Origin of the sequence: Sphingobacterium sp. UBA5789 (assembly GCF_002418355.1) — a bacterium.
Lineage (GTDB): Bacteria > Bacteroidota > Bacteroidia > Sphingobacteriales > Sphingobacteriaceae > Sphingobacterium.
In genome coordinates this window covers 129,686-153,739 of sequence record NZ_DIDX01000006.1, presented here as the reverse complement: position 1 = coordinate 153,739, position 24,054 = coordinate 129,686, and the positions used below count along the sequence as shown (strand labels likewise).

The following is a 24,054-nucleotide window of genomic DNA, read 5'->3' as shown; positions in this document are numbered from 1 at the left end:
ACCGGTTTGTTGGCGGACAAACCGGTTTTTTTATAGCTATGTGTGTGTTTATTTTTTTGTCTTCATAACTTTTAGTGTTTTAGTGTTTAAATCAAATTTTACTTCTTCGGTTAGTTCCAGCACTGTTATAAGTTCTTTTAAGCTGATATCTTTTGGTAATTTCATTACAAATTCAGCCTGAATCGGTTCAGAATAAACGACATTGACGCCATACCATCTGGCCACTTCAGCCATCAGTGCATTTAATGAAATTGATTTTTTAGTGAAATATCCGTCTTTCCAGGCCATGATCTGATCCAGATCAACATTGTTTTCAAGTTGCATCATATTATCTCCGTTATATTGCAATTGTTGCCCCGGAAGAACAGTTTTTCTAAGATCTGACTTACTTACTGCCACCGCACCTTCTAATACTGTGGTGTAGATGGCTGACTGAGGTGTATAAGAGTTGATATTGAAGTGCGTTCCCAGTACAGTGACTTGCATATCATTCACATCTACGATAAATGGCTTGGATTTATCTTTCGCCACTTCAAAATAAGCTTCTCCTTTAAGTTGTACCTTTCTGCTGCCGGCAGTAAATGAGGTTGGAAACTTCAGGGATGAAAGTGCATTCAGCCAGACACGGGTGCCATCAGGCAGTTGTATCTGATAAAATCCTCCTACAGGTGTTTCAATGGTATTAAATGTATTTCTGGATGTCGCAGCTGACCGGACGCTATATGTTACCTGGCCATCATCGGATTTCGTTATCCGTATATTTCCCTCTTCAATAGCAGCCCCATCAGATAAAGAATCTAATATCACTTTGTTACCATCTGATAAGGTAAGAATAGCCTTGTTACCACCTGCTGGAATATCATAGGTAGTTGTGTCTGTGATAAGAGGTTGTTTCGTTTGACTTTGGTAGAAAAAATAAATCCCGAATGCAATCAGTATACTGGCCGCTATTGACAGCGGTTTGATCCATCTTATTTTTCCGGATGGATGTTCGGGAGTTGGCCGTGTGGCAAGTATATATTGTAGGAGAGCATCAGGATCAATTTCTGGCAGACTGTTATCAGCAACTTCAAATTCCTGATTGTAATGTAACAACAACAGTTCTTCAGCTTTCTCTCTGTTATTCTGTTGTGAAATCCAGTAGAATAGTTGCTGGCGTTCTTTATCTGACGCTGTTTTATCGTAATACTTACGAAATAAGTCCTGTATCTGATCGCCTGTCATTGGTTTATAATAAAAGATAAAACTGGTTATATGCTATAAAGACATATAACCTTAAAAAAGTGGTAATGAAAAAAAATATTTTTTTTAAAATCTTTGATATACTGCAGACAGGATGACGAGGAGGACTCCTCCTTCTTTACCTTTTAATTTTGTTTTTAAGGTCTGATTGGCCAGATACATATGCTTACGCACCGTTTCTACTGAAATATCGAGCATCCTGGCGATCTCCTCATATTTCATTTTTTTCAGTTTGCTCAGGCGGAATATCTTCTGTTGCTGGAGGGGAAGGTTATTAATTTCCTGTTCAAGAAGCGTATAGTAAAGTTCCAGGTCAGCCTTCTGTTCTTCTTCCTCTTGCGGAATCTGTTTAAAGGTTGCTGTTTCATCCAGAGATTCAAATAGCACACTCTTTCTGGATTTTTCATTCAGCAGATTGTAGACTCTGTTGCGGGTGATTATAAAGAGATAATCTTTAAAACTTGTAATAGTATGCAGATTTTCCCGATCTGTCCATATCCTCAAAAATACTTCCTGTAATACATCTTCGGTCAGAGAAATATCCTCTAACAATTTATAAACATAATTGCCAAAAGGCTTATAGTAGTGCAGAAATAAGGTTTCAAAGCTTTTGTGGTCCCCATTACTAATAGCGACTAATAAAGTATGTTCGTTATGAAGACTGGTTATTTTCAAGTTTAACATAAATGTTACACAGTGCTAATATAGGATATAATAGGCGTTGTTTTTAGTAAGTGCACTACGAAAGTATGAAAAAGATATTTTATTTAACCTCTTGGAATAAATTTAATTGTTAGTACCAACTAAATCCTTTGTTTTTTGAACGGGTTTTAATGCTTGTTTTTTTAGTGGAGGTGAGTATCAGTACTATATAGTAATTAAAAAAGGCTTCTATACAAACGTATAGAAGCCTTTTTTATAGTTTTATAAATTCTTTATGGTCTTGAACTTGCTTTTGGGCGGCTGGATTTACCAGGCTTAGGCGCTTTTCCTGCTTTAACGCGTTGATTGGCTGCAGGGCCAAACACATTACCAACCATTGTCATTGCACATCTGAATCCAGTCATCGCATTCGACTGATCCTGTTGCATAAAACGTCTTGTAGCCGGATTTAACCAATACGCTCTGTCATTCCATGATCCGCCTTTGTATACACGGGAGTTATTATTGACAAGAGTTGTATTTCCATAAAGTTTAGGGTCGATTTCATCATCAAAACCACGTGCGTCATTGTTATAAGAAGAGATACCAGTGGTAGCTGAGCTGTCTCCGCTGTTTTTTGCAGCCTGTAACTCTGCCCAGGTTTGTTTTCTCGGTGCTTTTGCCGGTACTTTTACAGGACGTCCGTATTTATCTTTTGCAAGGATACGTTGTTCCGCATCATCGTATTTTTTGTCCGTAAATACATTTCCGCGGAAAGGATTGAAATCTTCAAAATCTTCGAAAGATAATTGTCTGTATACATCACCTACCCACTCATTGACATTACCAGCCATATTGTAAAGGCCGAAATCGTTTGGTGCATAGCTTGTAACAGGTACGGTAATATCGCCACCATCATTCAGATTGCCGGCTACACCCATGTTGTTACCTCCTGTGATCTTGAAGTTGGCAAGCATCTGTCCCTGGTTTTTTCGTTTATCCGAACGTACACCAAGTCCGTTCCAAGGGTATATTTTGCTTGTATTGATATTTCCTTCTTCGGTATTTCCGATCAGACCCAATGCTGCATATTCCCATTCTGCTTCTGTAGGCAGACGATAAGGTTGTTTCAAGATACCGTCTTCCATACGTACAGTACGTTTTGCTCCAGCTGCAGCACCCGGACGGGCATCGGCAGGCATATTCTGTCCGTCGTAACCTTCTCCCTTCAGCTGTCCGTTGAGGTACATATCTGTATTGAATTTTCCACCTGCATTCTGATTTTGGGAGTTTTTCTCATAATCGACCAGTATACCGCCCTGACGTAAAATGTTTTCATTCACACGGTCTGTTCTCCAGGTACAATAGTCATTTGCCTGATCCCAGGATACACCTACCACAGGATAGTCCTGAAATGCAGGATGTCTCAGATAAAGATTGACATATGGTTCATTATAGGAAAGCGGATTTCTCCAAACCAATGAGTCCGGCAATGCATTGTAATACATTTCACCGTCTTCCGGAAAACTCTGTGCAATCCAGTGCAGATATTCAAGCCAGTCAGCATTAGATACTTCAGTCTCATCCATGTAGAAAGATGCAACTGTAACACGCCTTTTTAAATTGTCATGTGAGTAGGCCAGATCTTCATTCAGACTGCCTCCCATAACAAATGTACCACCCTCAATTGCCACTAATCCCGGGCCGGGAGATTCCTGTACCTTTCGGTTGATATGAAGCCCTCCGTTATATGGATCGTTGTACGCAACACCGGTTTTGGAAGAGACGTCTTTCTTACCCTTATTTGAACTGCAGGAAGAGATCAGAACTACTCCGGCCACGATAAATAAAAGTTTTGACAGACTAAAATTTGAAACGTTCATTATTAAGGTATATGTGTTCATATATATGTCTGTCAAAAGTAGTAAATATTTTTTTTAAAAGTTATAGACAAATAGATTGATTCGTAGCTTTTTAACTACCATAGGAGATTTTACACCTAAGATACTGTTTTCGTAGCAGTTGTTCTTTGTAATAAATATTCCTAAATAGGTTTCCTAATTCACAAAGCTTCTTGTATTTTCGTCAAGATATGAAAATGAAAGTTGGTTTTGGTTTCGATGTACACCAATTAAAAGAAGGGCACCCTTTTGTTATGGGAGGTGTCACATTAGAACATCATTCGGGAGCATTCGGACACTCTGATGCAGATGTATTGGTGCATGCAATTTGTGATGCAATATTAGGTGCTGCAAATCTGGAAGATATAGGATATCATTTTCCTAATACCGACGAGCGGTGGAAAGGTATATCCAGTCTGGTTTTACTGCAGCAATGTATTGCACTTATTAAGGAAAAGGGGTGGACACTGGGAAATATAGATGCAATGTTGTGTCTGGAAGCGCCCAAAATCAAACCTTATATTCCTGAAATGAAGCAAAAGATAGCTGAAGCTGCAGGAATAGATGAAGAAGATATTTCCATCAAAGCGACGACCAACGAGACGATGGGTTTTGTGGGCAGGCAGGAAGGTGTAGTAGCCTATGCTGTATGTCTGATTCAAAAATAAGGTATACGGATCTGTATCTTCACATACTAAGCCGGCAATGGATTTCTGTTTTAAGATTCTGTTGCCGGCTCTTCTTTTCTGTTAAAATAGAGAGCCGTAATGCTTACCGCTATTAACGAGAGTACAGAAGCCATTAGGAAGGGGGCGCCGGGAAAATAAACGTTATGTTTATGGTTGGTGAAAAATGCAAATATATTGCTCATCAATGGGGGCCCAAAGATAGCTGTAAGGCTGACAATACTGGTAATCCCGCCCTGAATCTGTCCCTGTTCATTATTGGGCGTATGATTGGAGATAAAACTCTGCATTGCGGGTCCGGCGATACCTGCAAATACGAAAGGTACACTTGCCGCAAACAACATCCAGGGTTCATATGAAAAAGCCATAAGCGGAAAGGATATGACATACAGACTCAATCCGATGACAATACTTTTGGGAAGACCGAGTTTAGGAATAATAATCCGCAATAAACCAGCTTGTACGATCGCGAGAAGTACACCAATAAAACCCATAGATATGCCTACCATACGCTCATTCCAGGCGTATCTTTCCATTGTATAATATGACCAGGTACTCTGTACAGCATGTGCAGCCACATTGATCAGAAATATACAGATGATAAGAGGTTTGATCTGCGGATACTTGGCGATATATCGAAATGCACCCACAGGATTGGCATTTTTCCATTGAAAGGCTCTTCTGTTTTCGGGTTTTAAAGATTCCGGCACCATAAAGTATCCGTATACAAAATTTATAAAACTAATAGCTCCGGCAGCAAAGAAGGGAACTCTGGGTCCGTAATGTCCCAATAATCCGCCTAGTACCGGGCCAATGATAAACCCGATACCAAATGCAGCACTCAGTAATCCAAAGTTCTGTGCTTTTTTATCAGGTGTACTGATATCTGCTGTATATGCCGCAGCTACAGTCATGCTTGCACCGGTAATCCCAGCTACAAAACGACCGATAAAAAGCCATAAAATAGATGTGGCAAATCCCATCAGCAGGTAATTGATGCAGAACCCCAAAAGCGATAACAGCAGAACAGGACGTCTCCCGAAGCGGTCACTTAAATTTCCAAGTACGGAGGCAAATACAAATTGAGTAATAGCATAACTGAACATGAGCCAGCCACCATATTCTGAGGCTTCACTCAATGTTCCTCCAGTCAGTTCTTTGATAAGAGTAGGTAATACCGGAATAATAATTCCAAGACCAATAACGTCAATGGCTACGGTAATGAATATAAAAAGAAGGCCTGATTTTTTTTGTTTCTGCATATGATTATCAGAATAAAGGTAGTATTTTTATTAGATTAACAAAATCAATTTTAATGTTCTGCCTTAAGGGAAAAGGCTTGTAATCTTCTTACGGAATAATCAGTTATTATTCATAAAAGATCAGGAATAATAAACGGATATGACTTCTTTTACCGGATGTATATAAGCGAGATTTGTATCCCTTGTTTCCTTAATATTTCTACTAAAAATTTAATTTTTAGATTTATCAAAAAGTAAAGGGCTTAAAGTGAGGAAATATTAATATTTTTGCTAAATATAGCATCCGTGTGTTTTCTGTAATTTAAAGTAACCATATTTTTAGGTAGCTAAATGATAATCAACAAAAAAAACTTCATTTTGAAATCCTACGTTCGACCAGTTTTTGCCGTGCTGCTGTGCAGTGTTTTCTTATATGCCTGTAAGTCCGGACAAAGAAGAAATAACCGGAATGGAAAAGATGTGGAAGAACCTCAATATAATAAAGTTGAGAATTTTACCTCGAAATATAACATTCTGTATAATGCCAAACGTATGATGGCTGATGAACAGAAAGCTATCGCACGGCTCAAAAAGGAAAATTATCAGATTAATCTTACTGTTTTTGATGAACCGACAGCAGAGGGTGATCCGCATCAGTTAATGGACTCTTTGGTTCAGAAGGCCTACAAAATCATCAATTCAAAACAAGAAAGTAAGTATGTCAATGAAGCTTATCTGATCGTTGGCCGTGCGAACTACATGAAGGGATCGTATTATACCGCTACTGAATATTTTGAATATCTGAAAAAAAACTCAGCGAAACAGCCTGAATACAGACCGATTGCCTACGCATGGAAATCCAGGTCACTGCTTCAGATAGGGAAAGTAGAACAAGCGGTTGCTGCGGTGGATTCTGCCTTTATGTTTTTGGATGACAATGAATCTACCCGGTCTCTGGTCAATGCGGCCAAAGCTAATTTGCTGGTCAGAACCAACAAATCTATAGAAGCAATCCCTTATCTGGAACTGGCTTCAGAATCTGCTAAAAGTAAGGTAGACCGTTTAAGATGGAAATTTCTATTAGCTCAATTGTATAAACAGAAAGGTGAAAAAGAGAAGGCTTATCAGTATTTCTCTAAGATAGCACGAAGTAATGTCTCTTATGATATGGCTTTTGAGGCAGATCTACAGGCTGCTTTCTTACAGGGTGAAAAAGGAATGAAGTTTGAAGATCGTGTGAAACCATTGAAACGAATGTTGAGAGATGGTAAGAACGAAGATTATAAAGATCAGATCTATTATGAGATAGGTAATATGTACTATGCCGAAGGGAAAGAAGAAGAGGCTTTAGCGTATTACAAATTATCCTTACGCCAGCTTCACCCAAGTCAGTATCAGACAACGGAGACCTATCTGACCATGGCAGATCAGGCTTTTGACAAAAAGCAATACCGGATAGCGCAAAATTATTACGACAGTGTGGCTACAGTGCTGCCAAATGACTACACCAATATAGATCAGTTAAGAAGAAAACTCATCTATATGAAAGATCTGACTCAGGTATATGAGGAAGTCGCCTGGCAGGATACGCTTCTCGGACTGGCAGCTCTGAATGATGCTGATCTGCAACAGAAGTTGGATGAATATGCATCGAAAAGCTTAAATGACAAACTATTAGAACTGGAGCTGCAAAAGAAGGACGCTAAAAAGGGAAAGAAAGGTGGAGAAAGTCAATTTAGAAGGACAAATCTGAACGACTATCAGGTGAATAAAGATTCCTATTCAGACGGTAAGTTCTATTTTAACAATCAGGATGCCATGCTGTTGGGTAATTCTGAATTTAAAAGACGCTGGGGCAGCCGTCCGCTTTCAGATAACTGGAGATATAGTCAGTCTTCGGCATTAGATCTGGCAAGCAGAACGCAGAAAACAGAAGCAGATACAATATTGTCGGAGCGTAAGAAAGATAAGAAAGAACCTGAATTTGACCGGGAAACCTGGGTGAATAATGTTAAAAACAGGTATGAAAAGGCTATTCCCAAAAATCAGGTAGCTTACGATTCCATACATCAGATTGTTCATGATGATCTGATCAAAATAGGTAATATTTACAGAGATTATACAAAAGATCCTACAGAAGCTATCAAAGCCTATGAAAATTTCCTCGATCGCTATCCGAATACTCCGGCGGCAGCAGAAGTGTACTTCTCCTTATACCGTATGTATGAAGGAATAGACAAAACGAAATCTTTGGCTTATAAAAATAAACTCATTACTTTATTCCCGAATACCATACATGCACATGTTGCACAGGATCCGTATTATCTGGATAAAGTAAAACGTGATAAGGAAACGCTTGATAAAGCGTACGCCCGGATCTTTGATCTGTATGCGAATGGAGATCATGTAGCTGTTATACAGCAGGTGGATCAGGAATTGCAGAATACAGAAGATAAACAAAGTATTGTAGCACAACTCCGTTATTTACAGTCCCTGGCTGTTGGTCGTGTAGGACGTGTGGATGACTTTGTGAAGTCTTTGTCAAAAATCGTAACAGACTTTCCGAATGACAGCCTGGTTACTCCTTTGGCAAAAGAGAATATTTCGTTTGTGAATAAGAATCCGGATATGTTCTATACACGTGTCAATGCCTTGCAGGACATAAAAAGCGATCGCATAGCTTTTGTGGACGAACCTTCTATGACCCAATGGCCTGCACTTTCTATTGATGGCGATTATCGTACGGGTGTCGCATTACCGACCAAAAAATTACCGGAGAAAGAAAAACCTAAAGAAAAGGTTGTTGCCAAAGTAGAGGAGAAGAAGATTCCGGAAAAGAAAGAAGAACCTGTAGTAAAGGTGGAAGAGAAAAAACCTGTGGAAGAACCTAAGGCTGAGGAACCAAAACCGGAGGAAAAAGTGGCCGTTACAGAACTTAGTTCGGGAGAGGTAAAATCTAAGGTTGGGGTTAACGGAGAGATTAATACCAATGTGGAATTAAAGGGACTGGATGTTAAACCCGGACAGGCAAAGATTGATCTGGGACCAAATGATTACCGTGACAAACAATTGTTGCCGGATAAAGGCGTTTACTTTTATGTGATTAACGTGGAGAATGCAACAGTCAATCTGGCGCCAAGCCGATATGGTATAGGTCAGTTTAACAGAACAAGATATAATCAGGCTCGTATAGAACATATTCTGAGAAATATCAATGGTGAAAATCAATTGATTTTCGTCGGTCCGTTCAATTCTTATGAGGAAGTAAAAGCCTATGAAACAAGGATTTCACCTTTGATTCCGGATATTATGAAGATACCTTTCGAAATTTATAATACTTTTGTAGCGACAAAAGAGACGATTGGCACGTTAACTGATGGTATTCAAATTAAAAATTATCAAAAAGTTTATTCGGAACAATAGGATCTGCTATTGAAATATTAGTATGAGAAGAGTATCAAAAAACAGTAAACTCACTGAAGAGGATATTAAGAAGTATACCCGCAATTTTTGGACAATTATTATTGCTTGTGTAGCTTTTGGATTTTTGTTTATCCTGAGTGTAAGGTTAGGTGTATTTGGAAAATTGCCTTCTTTTCAGGATTTGGAGAATCCCAAAAGTAATCTTGCTTCCGAGGTGTTGACCGAGGACAATAAAGTATTGGGAACATACTATGTTCAGAACAGGTCTAATGTAAAGTATAGTGAGTTGTCTCCTTTTCTTGTGCAGGCTTTGATCGCTACAGAAGATAAGCGCTTCTACAAACATGCCGGTATTGATTATTGGCGTACGATGACGGTTATCTTTCATACGATGACCGGAAACAAGCAGGGCGGTAGTACAATTACGCAGCAGCTGGCTCTGAATCTGTTTTCAGATGGCAGAGCAAAAAGCTTTTCCAAACGTATTTTTCAGAAGTTTCAGGAATGGGTTACAGCAGTTCGGTTAGAACGTAATTATACCAAAGAAGAAATCATTACGATGTATTTTAATACCGTAGATTTTGGTGCTTACAATACTTTTGGTATCAAATCAGCTGCACGTACTTACTTTAATACTACACCGGACAAATTGACGGCTGAGCAGGCTGCATTACTGGTTGGTATGCTAAAAGGACCGGGGGTATATTCACCGGTGAGATATCCGGAGAATGCTTTGGGACGTCGTAACGTTGTGCTGAATAATATGTACAATGAAAGTTTTATTACAAAGGCTGAAGAAACGGAGAGTGCAGCGAAGCCTCTTGGATTGCAGTTGAAGATTTCCAATTATGGGGAAGGACTGGCGCCATATTTCAGAGCTGTACTAAAAGAAGAGATCAAAAAAGAGTTCGCCCGTCTGTCTATTACCAAATCCGATGGTACACCTTATGACCTGGACAGGGATGGATTGAAAATATATTCGACGATTAACTATACCATGCAGCAATATGCCGAAGAGGCACAGAAAAGAGCCATGAAAGAGTTGCAAGGGGCTTTTGATCGTCAATGGAAAGGTAGAACACCTTTCTCAGGGAAGAATGCGCAATTGCTGATATCCGGTATGAAACGTTCGGATCGTTATCGTATGATGAAAGATCTGGGTGCTTCTGAAGAAGAAATTAAAAAAGCATTCAATACTAAGGTTCCTATGAATGTATTTACCTGGAGAGGAAGTGTAGATACAGTTATGACACCTATGGATTCTATTAAGTATAACAAGTTGTTTCTCCGGAATGCAATGATGTCTATGGAACCACAGACAGGTCACATAAAAGCATGGGTAGGTGGAATTAACTTTGAACACTTTAAATATGATCAGGTTAAGTTAGGTACCCGTCAGGTAGGTTCCACTGCAAAACCGTTTACCTATGCAGTCGCTGTGGATAATGGCTATTCACCATGCTACAGTGTTCCGAATTTTCAACAGACCTATGGCAACTGGACGCCAAGAGGAACAGTTCAGGGTGGCAATCCCATTACACTTAAGAAAGCACTGGCTTATTCGCAGAACTATGCTACGGCATATCTGATCAATGAAGTAGGGGCAAGTGCTGTAGCGAATCTGACTCAGAAAATGGGAATTACCTCCAAAGTTCCTTCCTATCCTTCTATTGCACTGGGAGCTTATGAAGCCTCTGTATTTGATATGGTAGGTGCATATTCCGCATTTGTAAATAGTGGTACATGGGTAGAACCGACTATGATCATGCGTATAGAAGATAAGAGTGGGACAACGATATATGAAAAGGCTCCTAAGGTTGTTAAAGCGCTGAATAGCGAAACGGCGTATATTATGGTGGATATGTTAAAAGGAGTTGTAGACGGCGGTACCGCTACCCGTATCAAATGGTTCTATAAACTTAACTATCCGATAGGAGGTAAAACAGGTACTACGAATGATAACTCAGATGCCTGGTTTATCGGAGTCACTCCTCAATTAGTGACCGGGGTATGGACAGGAGCAGAAGACAGAGGTATCAGTTTCTACAGTACCAATGAAGGTCAGGGTGCGCGTGCTGCTATGCCTGTGTTTGCGTACTATATGCAAAAAGTCTACGGAGACAGTAAACTGAAATATACGAAAGAAGATTTTCCGCTGCCAGCAGGAGGACTGACCCGTGAACTAGATTGCGGTAAATATGCTCCGTTTAATGGTACCGGACCTGCTACAGATGAAAATCTGGATGATGATCGGTTAGGTTTTTAATTATTTAAAATAAGATACGATGCCAACTGTCAGATTTTTCCGAAATTTGATAGTTGGCATATTTTTTTGAATGAGCTCATTTGACTATAAAGAAGAATTAAAGCGTATTCCGCATAAACCGGGCGTTTATCAATATTTTGATAAGCAGGATGAGCTTATCTATATCGGTAAAGCAAAAGATCTGCGTAATCGAGTCGGATCTTACTTTGTCAATGATAATCAGCTGAGTGGTAAAACGCGGGTACTTGTACGAAAAATTAATCGTATTGCTTTTACTATTGTAGATACAGAGATCGATGCCTGGCTATTGGAGAATAATCTGATAAAAAAGCATAAGCCTAAGTATAATGTAATGCTCAAGGATGACAAGACTTATCCCTGGATTGTCATCAAACAGGAGCGTTTTCCCAGAGTTTTCTGGACAAGGAAATATATCAAGGATGGTTCACGTTATTTTGGACCGTATGCCTCAGTAGGGATGATGCACACAGTGCTTGATGTGATCAGAGAATTGTTTCCGTTACGCACCTGCAACCTGTCCCTGACGAACGATAATATTCGTGCGGGTAAATTCAAAGTCTGTCTGGAATATCAGATCGGCAACTGTAAAGGCCCGTGTGAAGGTTACCAGTCGGAAGAGGATTATGATCAGAATCTGGATGATATCAAAGATATTCTGAACGGTAAGATTGCCGTGGTCACGAATCGTCTTAAACAACAGATCGATACAGCGGTTGGTGCGCTCAACTTTGAACTGGCTCATGCCCTCAAGTCCAAACTGGATAAGCTGGATTATTACCAAAGTAAATCTACGGTCGTCAATTCTTCTATTACAAATGTGGATGTGTTCAGTATTGCTTCGGATCAGAATTATGCATTTGTCAACTTTCTGAAAGTAATGAACGGCGTGATTATCCAGACGCAGACCTTAGAAATGAAGCGTCGTCTGGATGAAACCGATGTCGAACTGCTGTCGCTGGCAATTCCGGAAATTAGAAATCGTTTTAAGAGCGCCTCCAGAGAGATTATCGTGCCTTTTGATATGGATATCGAAGGAGATGATAATATTAAGTTTACGGTGCCCAAATTAGGTGAAAAACGCAAATTGCTGGACTTATCACTCAAGAATGTAGCTTATTTCAAAAAAGAACGCTTACTGCATTATGAAAGATTAAATCCGGATCTCAAAACAGAGCGTATTCTGACTCAGATGCAAAAGGATCTTCGTATGAATGTTCTTCCTCAGCATATCGAATGTTTTGATAACTCCAATATACAGGGAAATTTTCCCGTATCCGCAATTGTTGTATTTAAGGATGCAAAGCCTTCCAAGAAAGACTACAGACATTTTAATGTGAAGACTGTCGTAGGCCCAAATGATTTCGCAACAATGGAGGAGGCCGTTTTCAGACGGTACAGAAGATTATTGGATGAAGATCAGCCATTGCCACAGTTGATTATTATTGATGGTGGTAAAGGACAGTTAGGCGCAGCATTGAAAAGCCTGAGGCTTTTGGGGATTGATAAACAGGTGACAGTTATTGGTATAGCCAAACGACTGGAAGAGTTATATTACCCTGGAGATCAGTATCCGCTTTATTTGGATAAAAAATCAGAAACACTCAAAATTATTCAACATCTGCGAGACGAAGCGCATCGCTTTGGGATTACTTTTCACCGGAATCAGAGAAGCAGGAAAACGTTTGTCTCCGAACTGGAAAATATTCCGGGGGTAGGTAAGACTTCTGTGGACAAGTTGCTGAAAACATTCAAATCGGTCAAAAAAATCAAAGAGTCCAGTGATGAGGAACTAAAAAAAGTGCTTAACCTGAAACAGGTAAAAGCACTTCGTGAATATTTTCAGGACGATACAACTAATTAGTCGTCATATCCGAATCTTTTCAGGTAATTTTTCTTACTTCTCCAATCCGGGATCACTTTAACAAAGATTTCCAGGAAGACCTTGCCTCCGATAAATTCTTCTATGTCCTGACGGGCATATGTACCTACTTTTTTGATCATTTCTCCGGCTTTTCCGATCAGGATATTCTTCTGAGAATCTCGTTCCACAATAATTTCGGCCGCAATTCTGGTAATTTTTGCTTCTTCTTTATAGGAAGTGATTATGACCTCCGTACTGTAAGGAATCTCCTTGTCATATAGTTTGAATACTTTTTCACGAATCATCTCTGAAACGAAAAAACGCATAGATTTATCTGTCAGCTCATCCTTTTCATAGTATGGAGCATGTTCCGGAAGTTTTTCTTTGATGTATTCCATAATAGCGACTACATTGTGTTGGTGCAGCGCTGAAATAGCGAATATTGTGTCCGGATTTAATTTTTCTTTCCAGAACTCGATTTTTGCTTTTACATCTTCCTCTGTAGATTTATCTATTTTGTTAATCAGAACAGCAACAGGTGAAGAAGTTTTTCTTAATTTTTCGATGACATCATTTTCATCATATTTTTCGTTGATGTCCGTAACAAAAAGAATAATATCCGCATCAATTAATGATCCCTGAACAAAATTCATCATAGATTCCTGTAAGGAATAGTTGGGTTTGATGACTCCGGGAGTGTCCGAAAAGACAATTTGATGGTTTTCATCGTTGACAATACCAATTATCCGGTGTCTTGTTGTTTGAGCTTTTGGCGTGATGATTGACATCTTTTCACCTACTAAAGCGTTCATTAGCGTAGACTTACCTGCGTTGGGCTTACCAATGATACTTACGAAACCTGCTTTGTGCGACATTTTTTTTAAATTATATTAGGAATACAAAGAAACAAAATATATCTTTGTACTCCAATTAGAAAAGGACGTTATATTGGTTTCTGAATATAAGAACCCAATTTTGAAATAAAATATATTGCGGGATGGAGCAGTGGTAGCTCGTCGGGCTCATAACCCGAAGGTCATCAGTTCGAGTCTGGTTCCCGCTACTAAAAAGGGTTAGCGCAAGGCTAACCCAAAAATATTAATCGCATATTGCGGGGTGGAGCAGTGGTAGCTCGTCGGGCTCATAACCCGAAGGTCATCAGTTCGAGTCTGGTCCCCGCTACTCATTGAAGCTTCAGTTTACGAACTGAGGCTTTTTTTGTTTTCAGAAGTATTGATTTCTATGTTTACGGTTTATGTTCTTTATTCCGTTGTTTACAACAAAATTTATATCGGTGTGACTTCAGACCTGTCTGGTCGTATGCTTTCGCATAACGAATTAGGGACGAAGGGTTGGACGATCCGTTACCGGCCGTGGGAATTATTGTATACAGAAGAATATATAACTAAATCTGAAGCACTGAAGAGAGAGCAGGAATTGAAAAGTTATCAGGGTCGGTTATTTATCCGAAGCTTACTGAAAGGGTAGCCTTGTCGTGCTCTTATCCGCCAGCTGGCGGACATCAGTTCGAGTCTGGTCCCCGCTACTCATTAAAGCTTCAGTTTACGAACTGAGGCTTTTTTTGTTTTCAGGAGTATTGATTTCTATGTTTACGGTTTATGTTCTTTATTCCGTTGTTTACCAAATGATCTATATAAAATAAAAGGGTTTAGTTCTGGTGTTTTGCAAAATATTGCCATATAATATTTTGCAAAACATATAGTTAACAATTTATTATGTAATAATTAGATCTCAAAAGTAATTGTTACAGAATAATATTCTTGGATATTATTTTATAAGCCGCTGATATGTAATCTGTTTTGAGTTTTTTAGCAAATAATATTGTGCATCTTTTGCTAAAAAATACTTAGTGTAAAAGTTACGCAAACGTTTTCGTTTAGTTAACACTTTCTTAACAGTTTCAATTGACCTATTATTGTGGAACTAAACATACATACCACATACTCTAAAACATATAAGTTTTGTGGATATGAGAATAAACTAAAAAAATATGATCAAGAAGTTTTCAATTAAAGCTCCTTTCAAACCGATTTTTCTTTCTTTACTTCTAACCGGAACTGGTTCTTCGGCTCTTATTGTAAAGGCCGGAAGTATGGGCGAGATTAATTATTCCTATGCGAGACATTTGCAACAGGGAATCAGAGGAAAAGTGACAGATGGTACTAATCCGGTAAGTGGAGTTACCGTAATTGTCAAAGGAAGTGCTAAAGCGACATCGACTGATGCCTCCGGAAATTTTAGTATTGATGCTAAAGTAGGTGATGTTCTGACATTTTCAAGTGTGGGGTATGAACCTCAGGAAGTTAACGTCGTTGGTACGACTGTATCCGTTCAGCTGGTATCAGAAAATGAAGCATTGGAAGAGGTGGTAGTTGTAGGTTTTGCAAAACAGAAGAAAGTAAATCTGACCGGAGCAGTGCAGGCTATATCTTCCAAAGATCTGGAAGATCGGCCGGTAACGAATGTTTCATCAGCTATTCAGGGAAAATTTGCGGGTGTTACTATTAGTCAGAATTCAGGACAACCAGGAAAAGACAACGGAACAATCCGGATCAGAGGACTGGGAACCATTAATAATGCGAATCCTTTGGTAATCGTAGACGGAATCGAGAGTTCTATGAATAATATCAATCCTAATGATATAGAAAATATATCTGTGCTAAAAGATGGTCCAAGTGCCGCTATTTATGGCTCAAAAGCTGCAAATGGTGTTATTTTGATCACAACAAAAAAAGGAGGAAATGGCAAGCCTCAACTGAATTATACAGGATATGCAGGTATACAGGATCCAACCAGATTGCCTGATTACATGGATTCCTATGATCATGCCGTTATCTTGAATGAGGCTTTGAGCAATGAAGGTAAAGCGATTCGTTTTTCAGAAGCCGATCTTCAGGGATTTAAAAGCGGTTCAGATCCTGATAAATACCCTAATACGGATTGGCTTGATTTGCTATATCAGGGTTCCGGATTTCAGCAGTCTCATAACTTACAGGTTACCGGTGGGACAGATGATGTCAAGTATATGGCATCCGCAGGTTATCTGGGACAGAAAGGAGTGATCAAAATTGCTGCATCAGATCGCTATAATCTGCGGACTAATATTGGGGCTAAGGTTTCAGAACGACTGAATCTGGATTTGGGTCTGGCTTACAATTATCAACGGATTGATGAGCCAGTGAATCCTTACACGGGAGATATGGCGCAGATATTCAGGCAGTCAAATCGTATTCCTTCTTTTATTCCTTATAAATATTCAAATGGGTACTATGGTTATTATGGAGATGGAAACCCGATCGCATGGTTGGATATGGGATCTGTTGATAAGATGATCAACAAACACACTCAAGTGAATTTCTCAGGAGAATTCAAGATCATGGACGGGTTAAAATTCAAACAGGTAGTTGGATTTCAGCCGATTGATAATCTTTCTTCAAAATTTGTAAAGGATATTCAATACTATGATAATACCACCGGAGCTCCAACAAGTAAGCAGGGGCCAAATAATTTAACTGTATATAACTTTCAGTCTGAGCGCTTAACATTTCAGTCCTTACTGACCTATGATAAAAAGATTGGACAACATCAGCTGAATGTTTTAGGAGGTTTTATGGATGAGACATTTAAAGCAGATTATTCCAGTTCCTACAGACAGAATTTTTTAAATAATGATCTATCTGAAATAAATTTAGGAGATGTTGATGGCCAAAAGGCAGAAGGCGGGGCTAAAAAGTTAATATTAAGATCCTGGTTTGGTCGTTTGAATTATGTATTTGCTGACAAATATCTGTTGGAAGCAAATGTACGGCATGATGGTACTTCCCGTTTTTTAGGTTCAAACAGATGGAGCACATTCCCTTCTTTCTCGGCAGGATGGAGAATTTCACAGGAAGAATTTTTTACCAATTCCAGTTTAGCGAATTCAATATCTGAATTTAAACTAAGAGGGGGATGGGGGAAACTGGGTAATCAACAGCTTGCCGCAACAACAGACAATAACTATCCTACCAATGACTCTTACTACCCCGGTATTTTTGTGATAAGCCCCGGATATAATTATCCCTTAGGAGGAGTTACGAGCCCGGGAGGAGCAATTGTTAATTCAGCGAATCCGGTTTTGGCGTGGGAAGCTACCCAAAGTACCAATATTGGTTTTGATCTGAATTTCAAAAATAATCTGGGTATTGTGGTGGACTATTTTGATCGTATAACGGATGGAGTATTATTGCAATTGCCTGTCTCGTCCTTGTATGGACTTCCTGCTCCAACACAAAATGCAGGAAAAGTTCAAAATAACGGTATTGAAGTTCAGTTAAATTATCAGGGAAGAGCAGGAGAGTTAAAGTATAGCTTCGCAGTAAACGGTTCATACATAAATAATCAGATCAAGCAATGGAAAAATGCAGCAGCTGAGCCTAACGGTACATTTTATGTCTATCAGCAGGGATCACCTATACGTTCATTCTACGGTTATGAAACTCTGGGTATATACCGTACGGATGAAGAATATAAAAACAGTGGTGTCAAAGGTGTAAACAATAATGTCGGTGCTGGAGACCTGATCTATAAGGATCAAAACGGAGATGGTAAAATTGACGGAAATGACCGTGTATACCTAGGTTCGCCGGATCCTAAATACATCTTTGGCCTGACATCAAACCTAAGCTACAAAAATTTTGATCTGAGTGTATTTTTTCAGGGAGCAGCTAAAGTGCAGGGATATCTGTGGGGTGAAGCCATCGGAAGTATTTCAGGATCAGATAAGCCAACTGACATATATGCAGACAGATTTAATGCAAGCACCAATCCGAACGGATCAATGCCAAGAGCACTGACTAGCTGGACACAAAACAGTCCTTCAAGTACGCCGTCAGATTTCTGGATTCAAAATGCAAGTTATTTAAGACTGAAAAATATTACAGTGGGTTATACTATTCCTAAGAGTTTTGTGAATAAAATAGGAATCAAAGGAGCCAAAATATACTATAGCGGACAGAATTTATTGACTTTTACAGGTTTTGCCAAAGGGTTTGATCCGGAAACACCTGCGGATTCAAGAGGTAACTTCTATCCACAGGTAAAAACAAATGTTTTTGGTTTGAATGTGAATTTTTAATTAGAAAAGTTATGAAATTTAATACATATATAACAGTTGCATTAGGACTTACATCTGTTTTGTTTTCCTGTCAAAAACTGGATCAGGATCCTTTGGATGCAATAAGTGAAAGTAATTTCTGGAATACAGAGAAAGAAACATTGTACGCTGTTACAGGTTTATATAGTGGGAGAAGAGGAACAGACGGTAAATTAGTTCCCGGTTCTTCCTGGGAAGATGGGAGTCAGATCTTCTACATGGATTGTACATCAGATAATTCTAACAGTGATTTTCCCTGGGAAGGATTTCAGGCACTGGGTAACGGGAATGCAACTCCTACAGATGCTGGAAATGCTACAACACGATACAGCTATGAATTGATCAGAAGAGCAAACTGGATTTTGGAGAATATAGATAAATCTCCTGTTTCTGAAACATTGAAAAATCGGTTGAAAGCCGAAGTCAGAGTTATTCGTGCTTATCGTTATCTGGATATGGCGACATTATTTGGTGCAGTGCCGATTCTGACAAAAACGGTCTCGATTGAGGAAGCATATGCACCAGCCAATACGCAAAAAGAAGTTCTTCAGTTTGTGGAGACAGAACTAAAAGATGCAGCAGCTATATTACCTGCAAAATACGACGCCAGTAATGTAGGACGTATGACTAAAGGAGCAGCTCTGGGGTTGCTGGCTCGTTGTTATGCTTTTCAGAACAAGCACGAAGATGTTATCAGTACTACGGAACAGATAATTACTTCCGGCACATATCAGTTGTTTGGTGATTATGCAAATCTGTTTGAAGAAGCAAATGAAAATAACAGTGAAGTGATGATGGATATTCAGTATGTTGCTAATATTCAGGGGTACACAGATTTAGGAATTATGATGCCAAATCTGTCAGGTGGTTGGAGTTCTATTGTTCCTACGCAAAATCTGATCGATGCTTATGAAACAAAAGATGGAGAACTTACCAGTGAGTCTGCAACATACAGTGCTGCAAAACCCTACACAGATCGTGATCCGAGACTTTCAGCAACTGTGGTTTATCCGGGAGCATTATATAGTGGCAGATATTTTGATCCCTTGAATCCAAATTCAAAAGATCATCCTGCAGCAGCTGATAATGCATCCAGTACAGGATATAACTATAAGAAATATTTGCAAAATCCGTCTTCATATAGCAATGTATGGAATGTCGGCGTGAACATTATTGTTATGCGTTATGCTGAAATGCTGCTGCTGAATGCTGAAGCTAAAATCGAATTGAATAAAATTGATAACAGTGTGTACGAACATTTAAATGCGGTACGCGTGCGTGCAGGAATGCCTAAAGTAAACGAAGCTGTTTATAGTAATCAGACAAAACTGAGAGAATTGGTCCGACGGGAATTTCGTGTAGAATTTGCAGGAGAAGGAAGACGTAGATTCGATATTATCCGTTGGGGAATAGCCGATGTTGTCATGAACGGGGCTGTTTATGGCAGCTTATCAAAGGGCAGTGTAAATCCTCAAACCGGAGAAGTAACGTTCACTAACCTTACAGATCGTTTTTTCGTAGAGAACAGAATCTTCACAAAAGGGAAAAATGAATTATGGCCTATTCCACAGGTCGTAATTGACAACAGTAAAGGAACGTTAAGTCAAAATCCAAATTATTAAAAGTTTCAATCTGTTTATAAAAGGTCACTCTAAATGGAGTGACCTTTTTTTGTTCTTAACGTTGGCGCAGGATATTAAATGATATATATACACCTGAAGTGCGTAAAAAGAGTTCTAAGAGGCCCGTTCCTGTAAATACGAAAGCTATAATGGATTCTCCGTCAAATTTAGTATATTAATAAAGGATAATCATTCCTTATTCCGTATCTTTGTTCCCTTAATAATTTAGAATAACTGTGCGGTTCATCATAAATGAGCCGATTCAAAATAACAAATATGGCAAATATTGTTGCAATCGTAGGTCGTCCAAATGTTGGAAAATCAACTCTTTTTAATCGTCTTACGGAAAGTAGAAAGGCTATTGTGGATGACTTTAGCGGGGTGACTCGCGATCGTCACTACGAATCTGCTGAGTGGATAGGGAAAAAATTTACTGTTATTGATACCGGAGGTTTTGTACACGGATCAGACGATGTGTTTGAAGAGGCTATTCGTGATCAGGTATACATTGCCATCGAAGAAGCATCCGTTATTATCTTTATGGTAGATGTGACTACCGGTATCACCGATCTGGATGATGAAATTGCTGATATTCTGAGAAGAAGTACGAAGCCCGTATATGTTGCTGCCAATAAAGTTGACCATGCGAAACTACACCATGACTCTGCAGAGTTCTATGCCTTTGGTCTGGGAGAAATTTACAATATTTCTTCAGCTACAGGCTCTGGAACCGGAGAATTGTTAGATGCTGTTGTTTCTACTTTTGAAGTTGAAGAAGAAGAAGAATCTACGCTTCCAAAATATACTATTGTAGGTCGTCCGAATGTAGGTAAATCCTCATTGACGAATGCATTATTAGGGAAAGAACGTAATATCGTAACACCTGTTGCAGGTACGACTCGTGATTCCATCCGTATTCACTATAATCAGTTTGGTCATGAATTCTTATTGATCGATACGGCTGGAATGCGTAGAAAATCAAAAGTAAATGAAGATATTGAGTTTTACTCCGTTATGCGTACGATCAAGGCATTGGAAGACTCCGATGTTGTTATTCTGATGCTGGATGCTCAGGATGGTATTGAAGCGCAGGATATTAATATCTTTCATTTAGCGGAGAAAAATAAAAAAGGTGTCATGATCGTGGTGAATAAGTGGGATTTGATCGAGAAGGATAATAAGACCATGAAAGAATTTGAAGCTCGTATCCGCGAAAAAATTGCTCCTTTTACAGATGTTCCTATTGTATTTACATCCGTAACGGAGAAACAGCGTATCCACAAAACACTTGAAGTGGCTGCGAAAGTATATCAGAATAAAACCAAGAAAATCCCTACTTCTAAGTTGAATGAAGTGATGTTGCAGGTGATCGAAAACTATCCTCCTCCTGCAATTAAGGGAAAATATATCAAAGTCAAATATGTAACCCAGATTCCGGGAAGATCCCCGATGTTTGCTTTCTTCTGTAATCTTCCTCAGTACATTAAAGATCCTTACAAAAGATATGTAGAGAATAAGTTGCGCGAGAATTTTGATTTTGAGGGTGTTCCGATTCAGTTATATTTCAGACAAAAATAGATTCCCATTCTTATAATTTTATGGAAAATAATCTAGTTCTTTATAATACAATAAGCAGAAAGAAAGAGAAATTTAATCCTATTCACCCTTCCATGGTAGGGATGTATGTGTGTGGACCCACCGTGTACAGTGATGTACATTTAGGAAACTGCCGCACATTTGTGTCATTCGATCTGATATTCCGTTACCTGTTGCATCTGGGCTATAAAGTACGTTATGTACGTAATATTACTGATGCCGGACATCTGGAAGGAGACAGAGATGAAGGGGATGATAAATTTGCGAAAAAAGCTAAGCTGGAGCAATTGGAACCAATGGAAATCGTACAAAAGTATACTATTGGTTTTCATGATGTACTTCGCTTGTTTAACACGCTTCCCCCAAGTATTGAGCCTACAGCTACAGGACATATTTCAGAACAGATTGAGATGATCAAACAGATCATTGATAACGGTTATGCTTATGAAGTGAATGGTACCGTTTATTTTGACGTGGAGAAATATGTTCAAAAATACGATTATACTGTTCTGACCAATCGTAAGCTGGAAGATATGTTGAACAACACGCGTGAATTAGGCGGACAGGATGAGAAAAGGGGACGTTTGGATTTTGCCCTTTGGATCAAGGCAAAACCTGAACATATTATGCGCTGGCCGGCACCATGGAGTACAGGCTTTCCTGGATGGCATATTGAATGCTCGGCGATGAGCAATAAATATCTGGGAGCACAGTTTGATATACATGGTGGTGGAATGGATCTGGCTGCTACTCATCATACCAATGAGATCGCTCAATCAGAAGCATGTAATCACACCAGTCCGGCGCGTTACTGGATGCATACTAATATGCTGACGGTTAACGGTGCACGGATGTCTAAATCTTCCGGTAACGGATTTTTGCCTCAGGAATTGTTTACAGGGAATCATCCGCTTCTGGAAAGAGGTTATTCTCCGATGGCAGTCCGCTTCTTCATGTTGCAGGCACATTACAGAAGTACATTGGACTTCTCAAATGAAGCTCTGGATGCTGCGGATAAAGGATTTAAGCGATTGATGAATGCTATCGCATTATTGAATAAGATCACGCCTTCTAAAGCTACTTCCGGATTTAATCTGGAAGATATACGGAAAAACTGCTATTCAGCTATGGATGATGATTTCAACAGTCCTATACTGATTGCAGAACTTTTTGAGGTTGTGCGTGTCATCAACTCTATTTATGATGGGAAAGCTACCATTAATCAAAAGGGATTGGATGAACTCAAAGCCTTTATGAAAGACTTTGTTGAAGATATTCTGGGGTTGAATGATGATAGCAATGCAGGGACAGATAATATGGATGAACTAATGAATGTGATTATTAATATCCGTAATTCAGCCAAACAGAATAAAGATTTCGCAACATCAGATCGTATCCGTGAAGAGTTGTCCTCTATAGGTATACAATTGAAAGACAGTAAAGACGGAACACTTTGGAATAAGATTTGATATTAGACCGTTGTAAAAATATAATTAATGAAATTTTGGACAACAGTAGCTGTAGCCACAGCTTTAACTTTTCAAACCTATAACAGCCAGGCTCAATTGCCGGATAAAGTTGGAAGTCTGATTACGGTAGATCGGGATGCAGCTAAATTATCACAATCCAGTAGCCCTCATCAGGCTTTCTTGTCTATTGTAGATAAAGAATCTGTCTTTTTCACACCTTCCGCAGTAAATGCTTTCAATTATCTCAATAACAGACCCAATATTGCGGATGTCATGAGCTGGGATCCTAATTTTGTATTGGTATCCCGTAGTCAGGATTGGGGAGTGACCAGCGGAGCTATGGAGTTTCAGAAAGTTGGTGCAATAAAGCGTTACGGGCAATATCTGACGGTCTGGAAAAGAAACAAAAAAGGGGTATGGAAGGTTAACTTCAGAGCCGAAGTAGAGAACTATGGTAAGCAGAAAGCCTCAGATTTGATCTATTATGAACCGGATGACAACTGGTATCTTAAGCATCGTTCAAAAGTAAGACTGGGTCAGCGTGAAGATGTCGTGATGCAGAGTGACAAGCTGTTCTCCACAGTTCTAAAAGCAAATAATCCAACGGCATACGGAGAATTCCTGACAGATGATGTAAAGTTTCTTTATCCATGGCAGGATCCGATGGAAGGAAAGAAAGATGTAATGGCATTCCTGAAAAAACAACGTGTAGAGATTCATACTAATCCGACAAACGTAGGTCGTGCATACAGTGGTGAATATGCGTATACTTACGGTACTGCAGACGTAATTACTAAAGATAAAACCGTTAAATATAATTATATCCGTATCTGGCAGCTGAAAGATGACTATCAGTGGAAGGTGATGATTGAGATGATGTTTGAGCGGTAATAAAACAAAGTTCACATTTCGCTGATATTCAAATGGTA

The 24,054-nt window shown here is 39.2% G+C and carries 15 protein-coding genes and 2 tRNA genes; 12 read left to right on the top strand and 5 right to left on the bottom strand.

The features are described from left to right. Positions 1 to 48: 48 nt before the first annotated feature. The 3 genes from B4B65_RS16900 to B4B65_RS16890 all read right to left on the bottom strand — a co-directional run bounded on the left by B4B65_RS16900 (position 49) and on the right by B4B65_RS16890 (position 3,767). Entirely contained in the window at positions 49 to 1,224 is a 1,176-nt protein-coding gene (locus tag B4B65_RS16900) for a FecR family protein (RefSeq protein ID WP_293917133.1), read from the bottom strand. Positions 1,225 to 1,308: 84 nt separating this feature from the next. Beyond that, positions 1,309 to 1,926 carry an RNA polymerase sigma factor gene (locus B4B65_RS16895; protein ID WP_201680649.1) on the bottom strand — a complete coding sequence of 206 codons (618 nt, stop codon included), beginning with the start codon at positions 1,924 to 1,926 and terminating at the stop codon, positions 1,309 to 1,311. A gap of 251 nt (positions 1,927 to 2,177) precedes the next feature. Next, entirely contained in the window at positions 2,178 to 3,767 is a 1,590-nt protein-coding gene (locus B4B65_RS16890) for an SUMF1/EgtB/PvdO family nonheme iron enzyme (RefSeq protein ID WP_236582287.1), read from the bottom strand. A 209-nt stretch (positions 3,768 to 3,976) separates the two neighbouring features. Between B4B65_RS16890 and ispF the strand changes: the two genes are divergently transcribed. Then, positions 3,977 to 4,453 (top strand): 2-C-methyl-D-erythritol 2,4-cyclodiphosphate synthase, encoded by a 477-nt coding sequence (gene ispF / locus B4B65_RS16885; RefSeq protein ID WP_293917129.1) that lies wholly within the window; start codon positions 3,977 to 3,979, stop codon positions 4,451 to 4,453. A 50-nt stretch (positions 4,454 to 4,503) separates the two neighbouring features. On the opposite strand, the gene B4B65_RS16880 is transcribed toward ispF, so the two are convergent. After that, on the bottom strand, positions 4,504 to 5,733 hold the full coding sequence (locus B4B65_RS16880) for a TCR/Tet family MFS transporter (RefSeq protein WP_201680646.1): 1,230 nt from the start codon (positions 5,731 to 5,733) through the stop codon (positions 4,504 to 4,506). A gap of 357 nt (positions 5,734 to 6,090) precedes the next feature. On the opposite strand from B4B65_RS16880, the gene B4B65_RS16875 reads away from it, so the two are divergent. The 3 genes from B4B65_RS16875 to uvrC all read left to right on the top strand — a co-directional run bounded on the left by B4B65_RS16875 (position 6,091) and on the right by uvrC (position 13,283). Next, positions 6,091 to 9,135, top strand: a complete 3,045-nt coding sequence (locus B4B65_RS16875; protein WP_293917128.1) for a tetratricopeptide repeat protein — start codon at positions 6,091 to 6,093, stop codon at positions 9,133 to 9,135. Positions 9,136 to 9,157: 22 nt separating this feature from the next. Continuing rightward, positions 9,158 to 11,401 (top strand): penicillin-binding protein 1A, encoded by a 2,244-nt coding sequence (locus B4B65_RS16870; RefSeq protein ID WP_201680644.1) that lies wholly within the window; start codon positions 9,158 to 9,160, stop codon positions 11,399 to 11,401. Positions 11,402 to 11,471: 70 nt separating this feature from the next. Then, positions 11,472 to 13,283, top strand: a complete 1,812-nt coding sequence (gene uvrC / locus B4B65_RS16865) for an excinuclease ABC subunit UvrC (RefSeq protein WP_201680643.1) — start codon at positions 11,472 to 11,474, stop codon at positions 13,281 to 13,283. Here uvrC and era read toward each other — a convergent pair. Continuing rightward, positions 13,280 to 14,158 carry a GTPase Era gene (era, locus tag B4B65_RS16860; protein ID WP_201680642.1) on the bottom strand — a complete coding sequence of 293 codons (879 nt, stop codon included), beginning with the start codon at positions 14,156 to 14,158 and terminating at the stop codon, positions 13,280 to 13,282. The genes uvrC and era overlap by 4 nt on opposite strands. A 116-nt stretch (positions 14,159 to 14,274) precedes the next feature. On the opposite strand from era, the gene B4B65_RS16855 reads away from it, so the two are divergent. The 8 genes from B4B65_RS16855 (at position 14,275) to B4B65_RS16820 (ending at position 24,016) form a co-directional block, all read left to right on the top strand. Further along, positions 14,275 to 14,346: transfer RNA gene (locus B4B65_RS16855), tRNA-Met, on the top strand. Between the two features lie 47 nt (positions 14,347 to 14,393). Then, positions 14,394 to 14,465 (top strand) — tRNA-Met (locus B4B65_RS16850). Positions 14,466 to 14,525: 60 nt separating this feature from the next. Beyond that, positions 14,526 to 14,771: a GIY-YIG nuclease family protein gene (locus B4B65_RS16845; RefSeq protein ID WP_293917124.1), complete on the top strand. Its 246-nt coding sequence runs from the start codon at positions 14,526 to 14,528 to the stop codon at positions 14,769 to 14,771. 523 nt (positions 14,772 to 15,294) lie between these two features. Further along, positions 15,295 to 18,420: a SusC/RagA family TonB-linked outer membrane protein gene (locus B4B65_RS16840; RefSeq protein ID WP_293917122.1), complete on the top strand. Its 3,126-nt coding sequence runs from the start codon at positions 15,295 to 15,297 to the stop codon at positions 18,418 to 18,420. 11 nt (positions 18,421 to 18,431) lie between these two features. After that, positions 18,432 to 20,060, top strand: a complete 1,629-nt coding sequence (locus tag B4B65_RS16835) for a RagB/SusD family nutrient uptake outer membrane protein (protein ID WP_293917119.1) — start codon at positions 18,432 to 18,434, stop codon at positions 20,058 to 20,060. A 276-nt stretch (positions 20,061 to 20,336) separates the two neighbouring features. Beyond that, a complete protein-coding gene (gene der, locus B4B65_RS16830) occupies positions 20,337 to 21,638 on the top strand; it encodes a ribosome biogenesis GTPase Der (protein WP_039990476.1) in 1,302 nt (433 codons plus the stop codon). A 20-nt stretch (positions 21,639 to 21,658) separates the two neighbouring features. Further along, positions 21,659 to 23,125, top strand: a complete 1,467-nt coding sequence (cysS, locus tag B4B65_RS16825; protein WP_293917113.1) for a cysteine--tRNA ligase — start codon at positions 21,659 to 21,661, stop codon at positions 23,123 to 23,125. Between the two features lie 27 nt (positions 23,126 to 23,152). Further along, positions 23,153 to 24,016: a DUF4440 domain-containing protein gene (locus B4B65_RS16820; RefSeq protein WP_201680637.1), complete on the top strand. Its 864-nt coding sequence runs from the start codon at positions 23,153 to 23,155 to the stop codon at positions 24,014 to 24,016. Positions 24,017 to 24,054 lie beyond the last annotated feature (38 nt).

What these genes read in the sequence shown, in the direction of transcription:
- B4B65_RS16900 (WP_293917133.1), bottom strand. Translation starts at nt 1,224, where the DNA reads ATGACAGGCGATCAGATACAGGACTTATTTCGTAAGTATTACGATAAA.
- B4B65_RS16895 (WP_201680649.1), bottom strand. Translation starts at nt 1,926, where the DNA reads ATGTTAAACTTGAAAATAACCAGTCTTCATAACGAACATACTTTATTA.
- B4B65_RS16890 (WP_236582287.1), bottom strand. Translation starts at nt 3,767, where the DNA reads ATGAACGTTTCAAATTTTAGTCTGTCAAAACTTTTATTTATCGTGGCC.
- ispF (WP_293917129.1), top strand. Translation starts at nt 3,977, where the DNA reads ATGAAAATGAAAGTTGGTTTTGGTTTCGATGTACACCAATTAAAAGAA.
- B4B65_RS16880 (WP_201680646.1), bottom strand. Translation starts at nt 5,733, where the DNA reads ATGCAGAAACAAAAAAAATCAGGCCTTCTTTTTATATTCATTACCGTA.
- B4B65_RS16870 (WP_201680644.1), top strand. Translation starts at nt 9,158, where the DNA reads ATGAGAAGAGTATCAAAAAACAGTAAACTCACTGAAGAGGATATTAAG.
- uvrC (WP_201680643.1), top strand. Translation starts at nt 11,472, where the DNA reads ATGAGCTCATTTGACTATAAAGAAGAATTAAAGCGTATTCCGCATAAA.
- era (WP_201680642.1), bottom strand. Translation starts at nt 14,158, where the DNA reads ATGTCGCACAAAGCAGGTTTCGTAAGTATCATTGGTAAGCCCAACGCA.
- B4B65_RS16845 (WP_293917124.1), top strand. Translation starts at nt 14,526, where the DNA reads ATGTTTACGGTTTATGTTCTTTATTCCGTTGTTTACAACAAAATTTAT.
- B4B65_RS16840 (WP_293917122.1), top strand. Translation starts at nt 15,295, where the DNA reads ATGATCAAGAAGTTTTCAATTAAAGCTCCTTTCAAACCGATTTTTCTT.
- B4B65_RS16835 (WP_293917119.1), top strand. Translation starts at nt 18,432, where the DNA reads ATGAAATTTAATACATATATAACAGTTGCATTAGGACTTACATCTGTT.
- der (WP_039990476.1), top strand. Translation starts at nt 20,337, where the DNA reads ATGGCAAATATTGTTGCAATCGTAGGTCGTCCAAATGTTGGAAAATCA.
- cysS (WP_293917113.1), top strand. Translation starts at nt 21,659, where the DNA reads ATGGAAAATAATCTAGTTCTTTATAATACAATAAGCAGAAAGAAAGAG.
- B4B65_RS16820 (WP_201680637.1), top strand. Translation starts at nt 23,153, where the DNA reads ATGAAATTTTGGACAACAGTAGCTGTAGCCACAGCTTTAACTTTTCAA.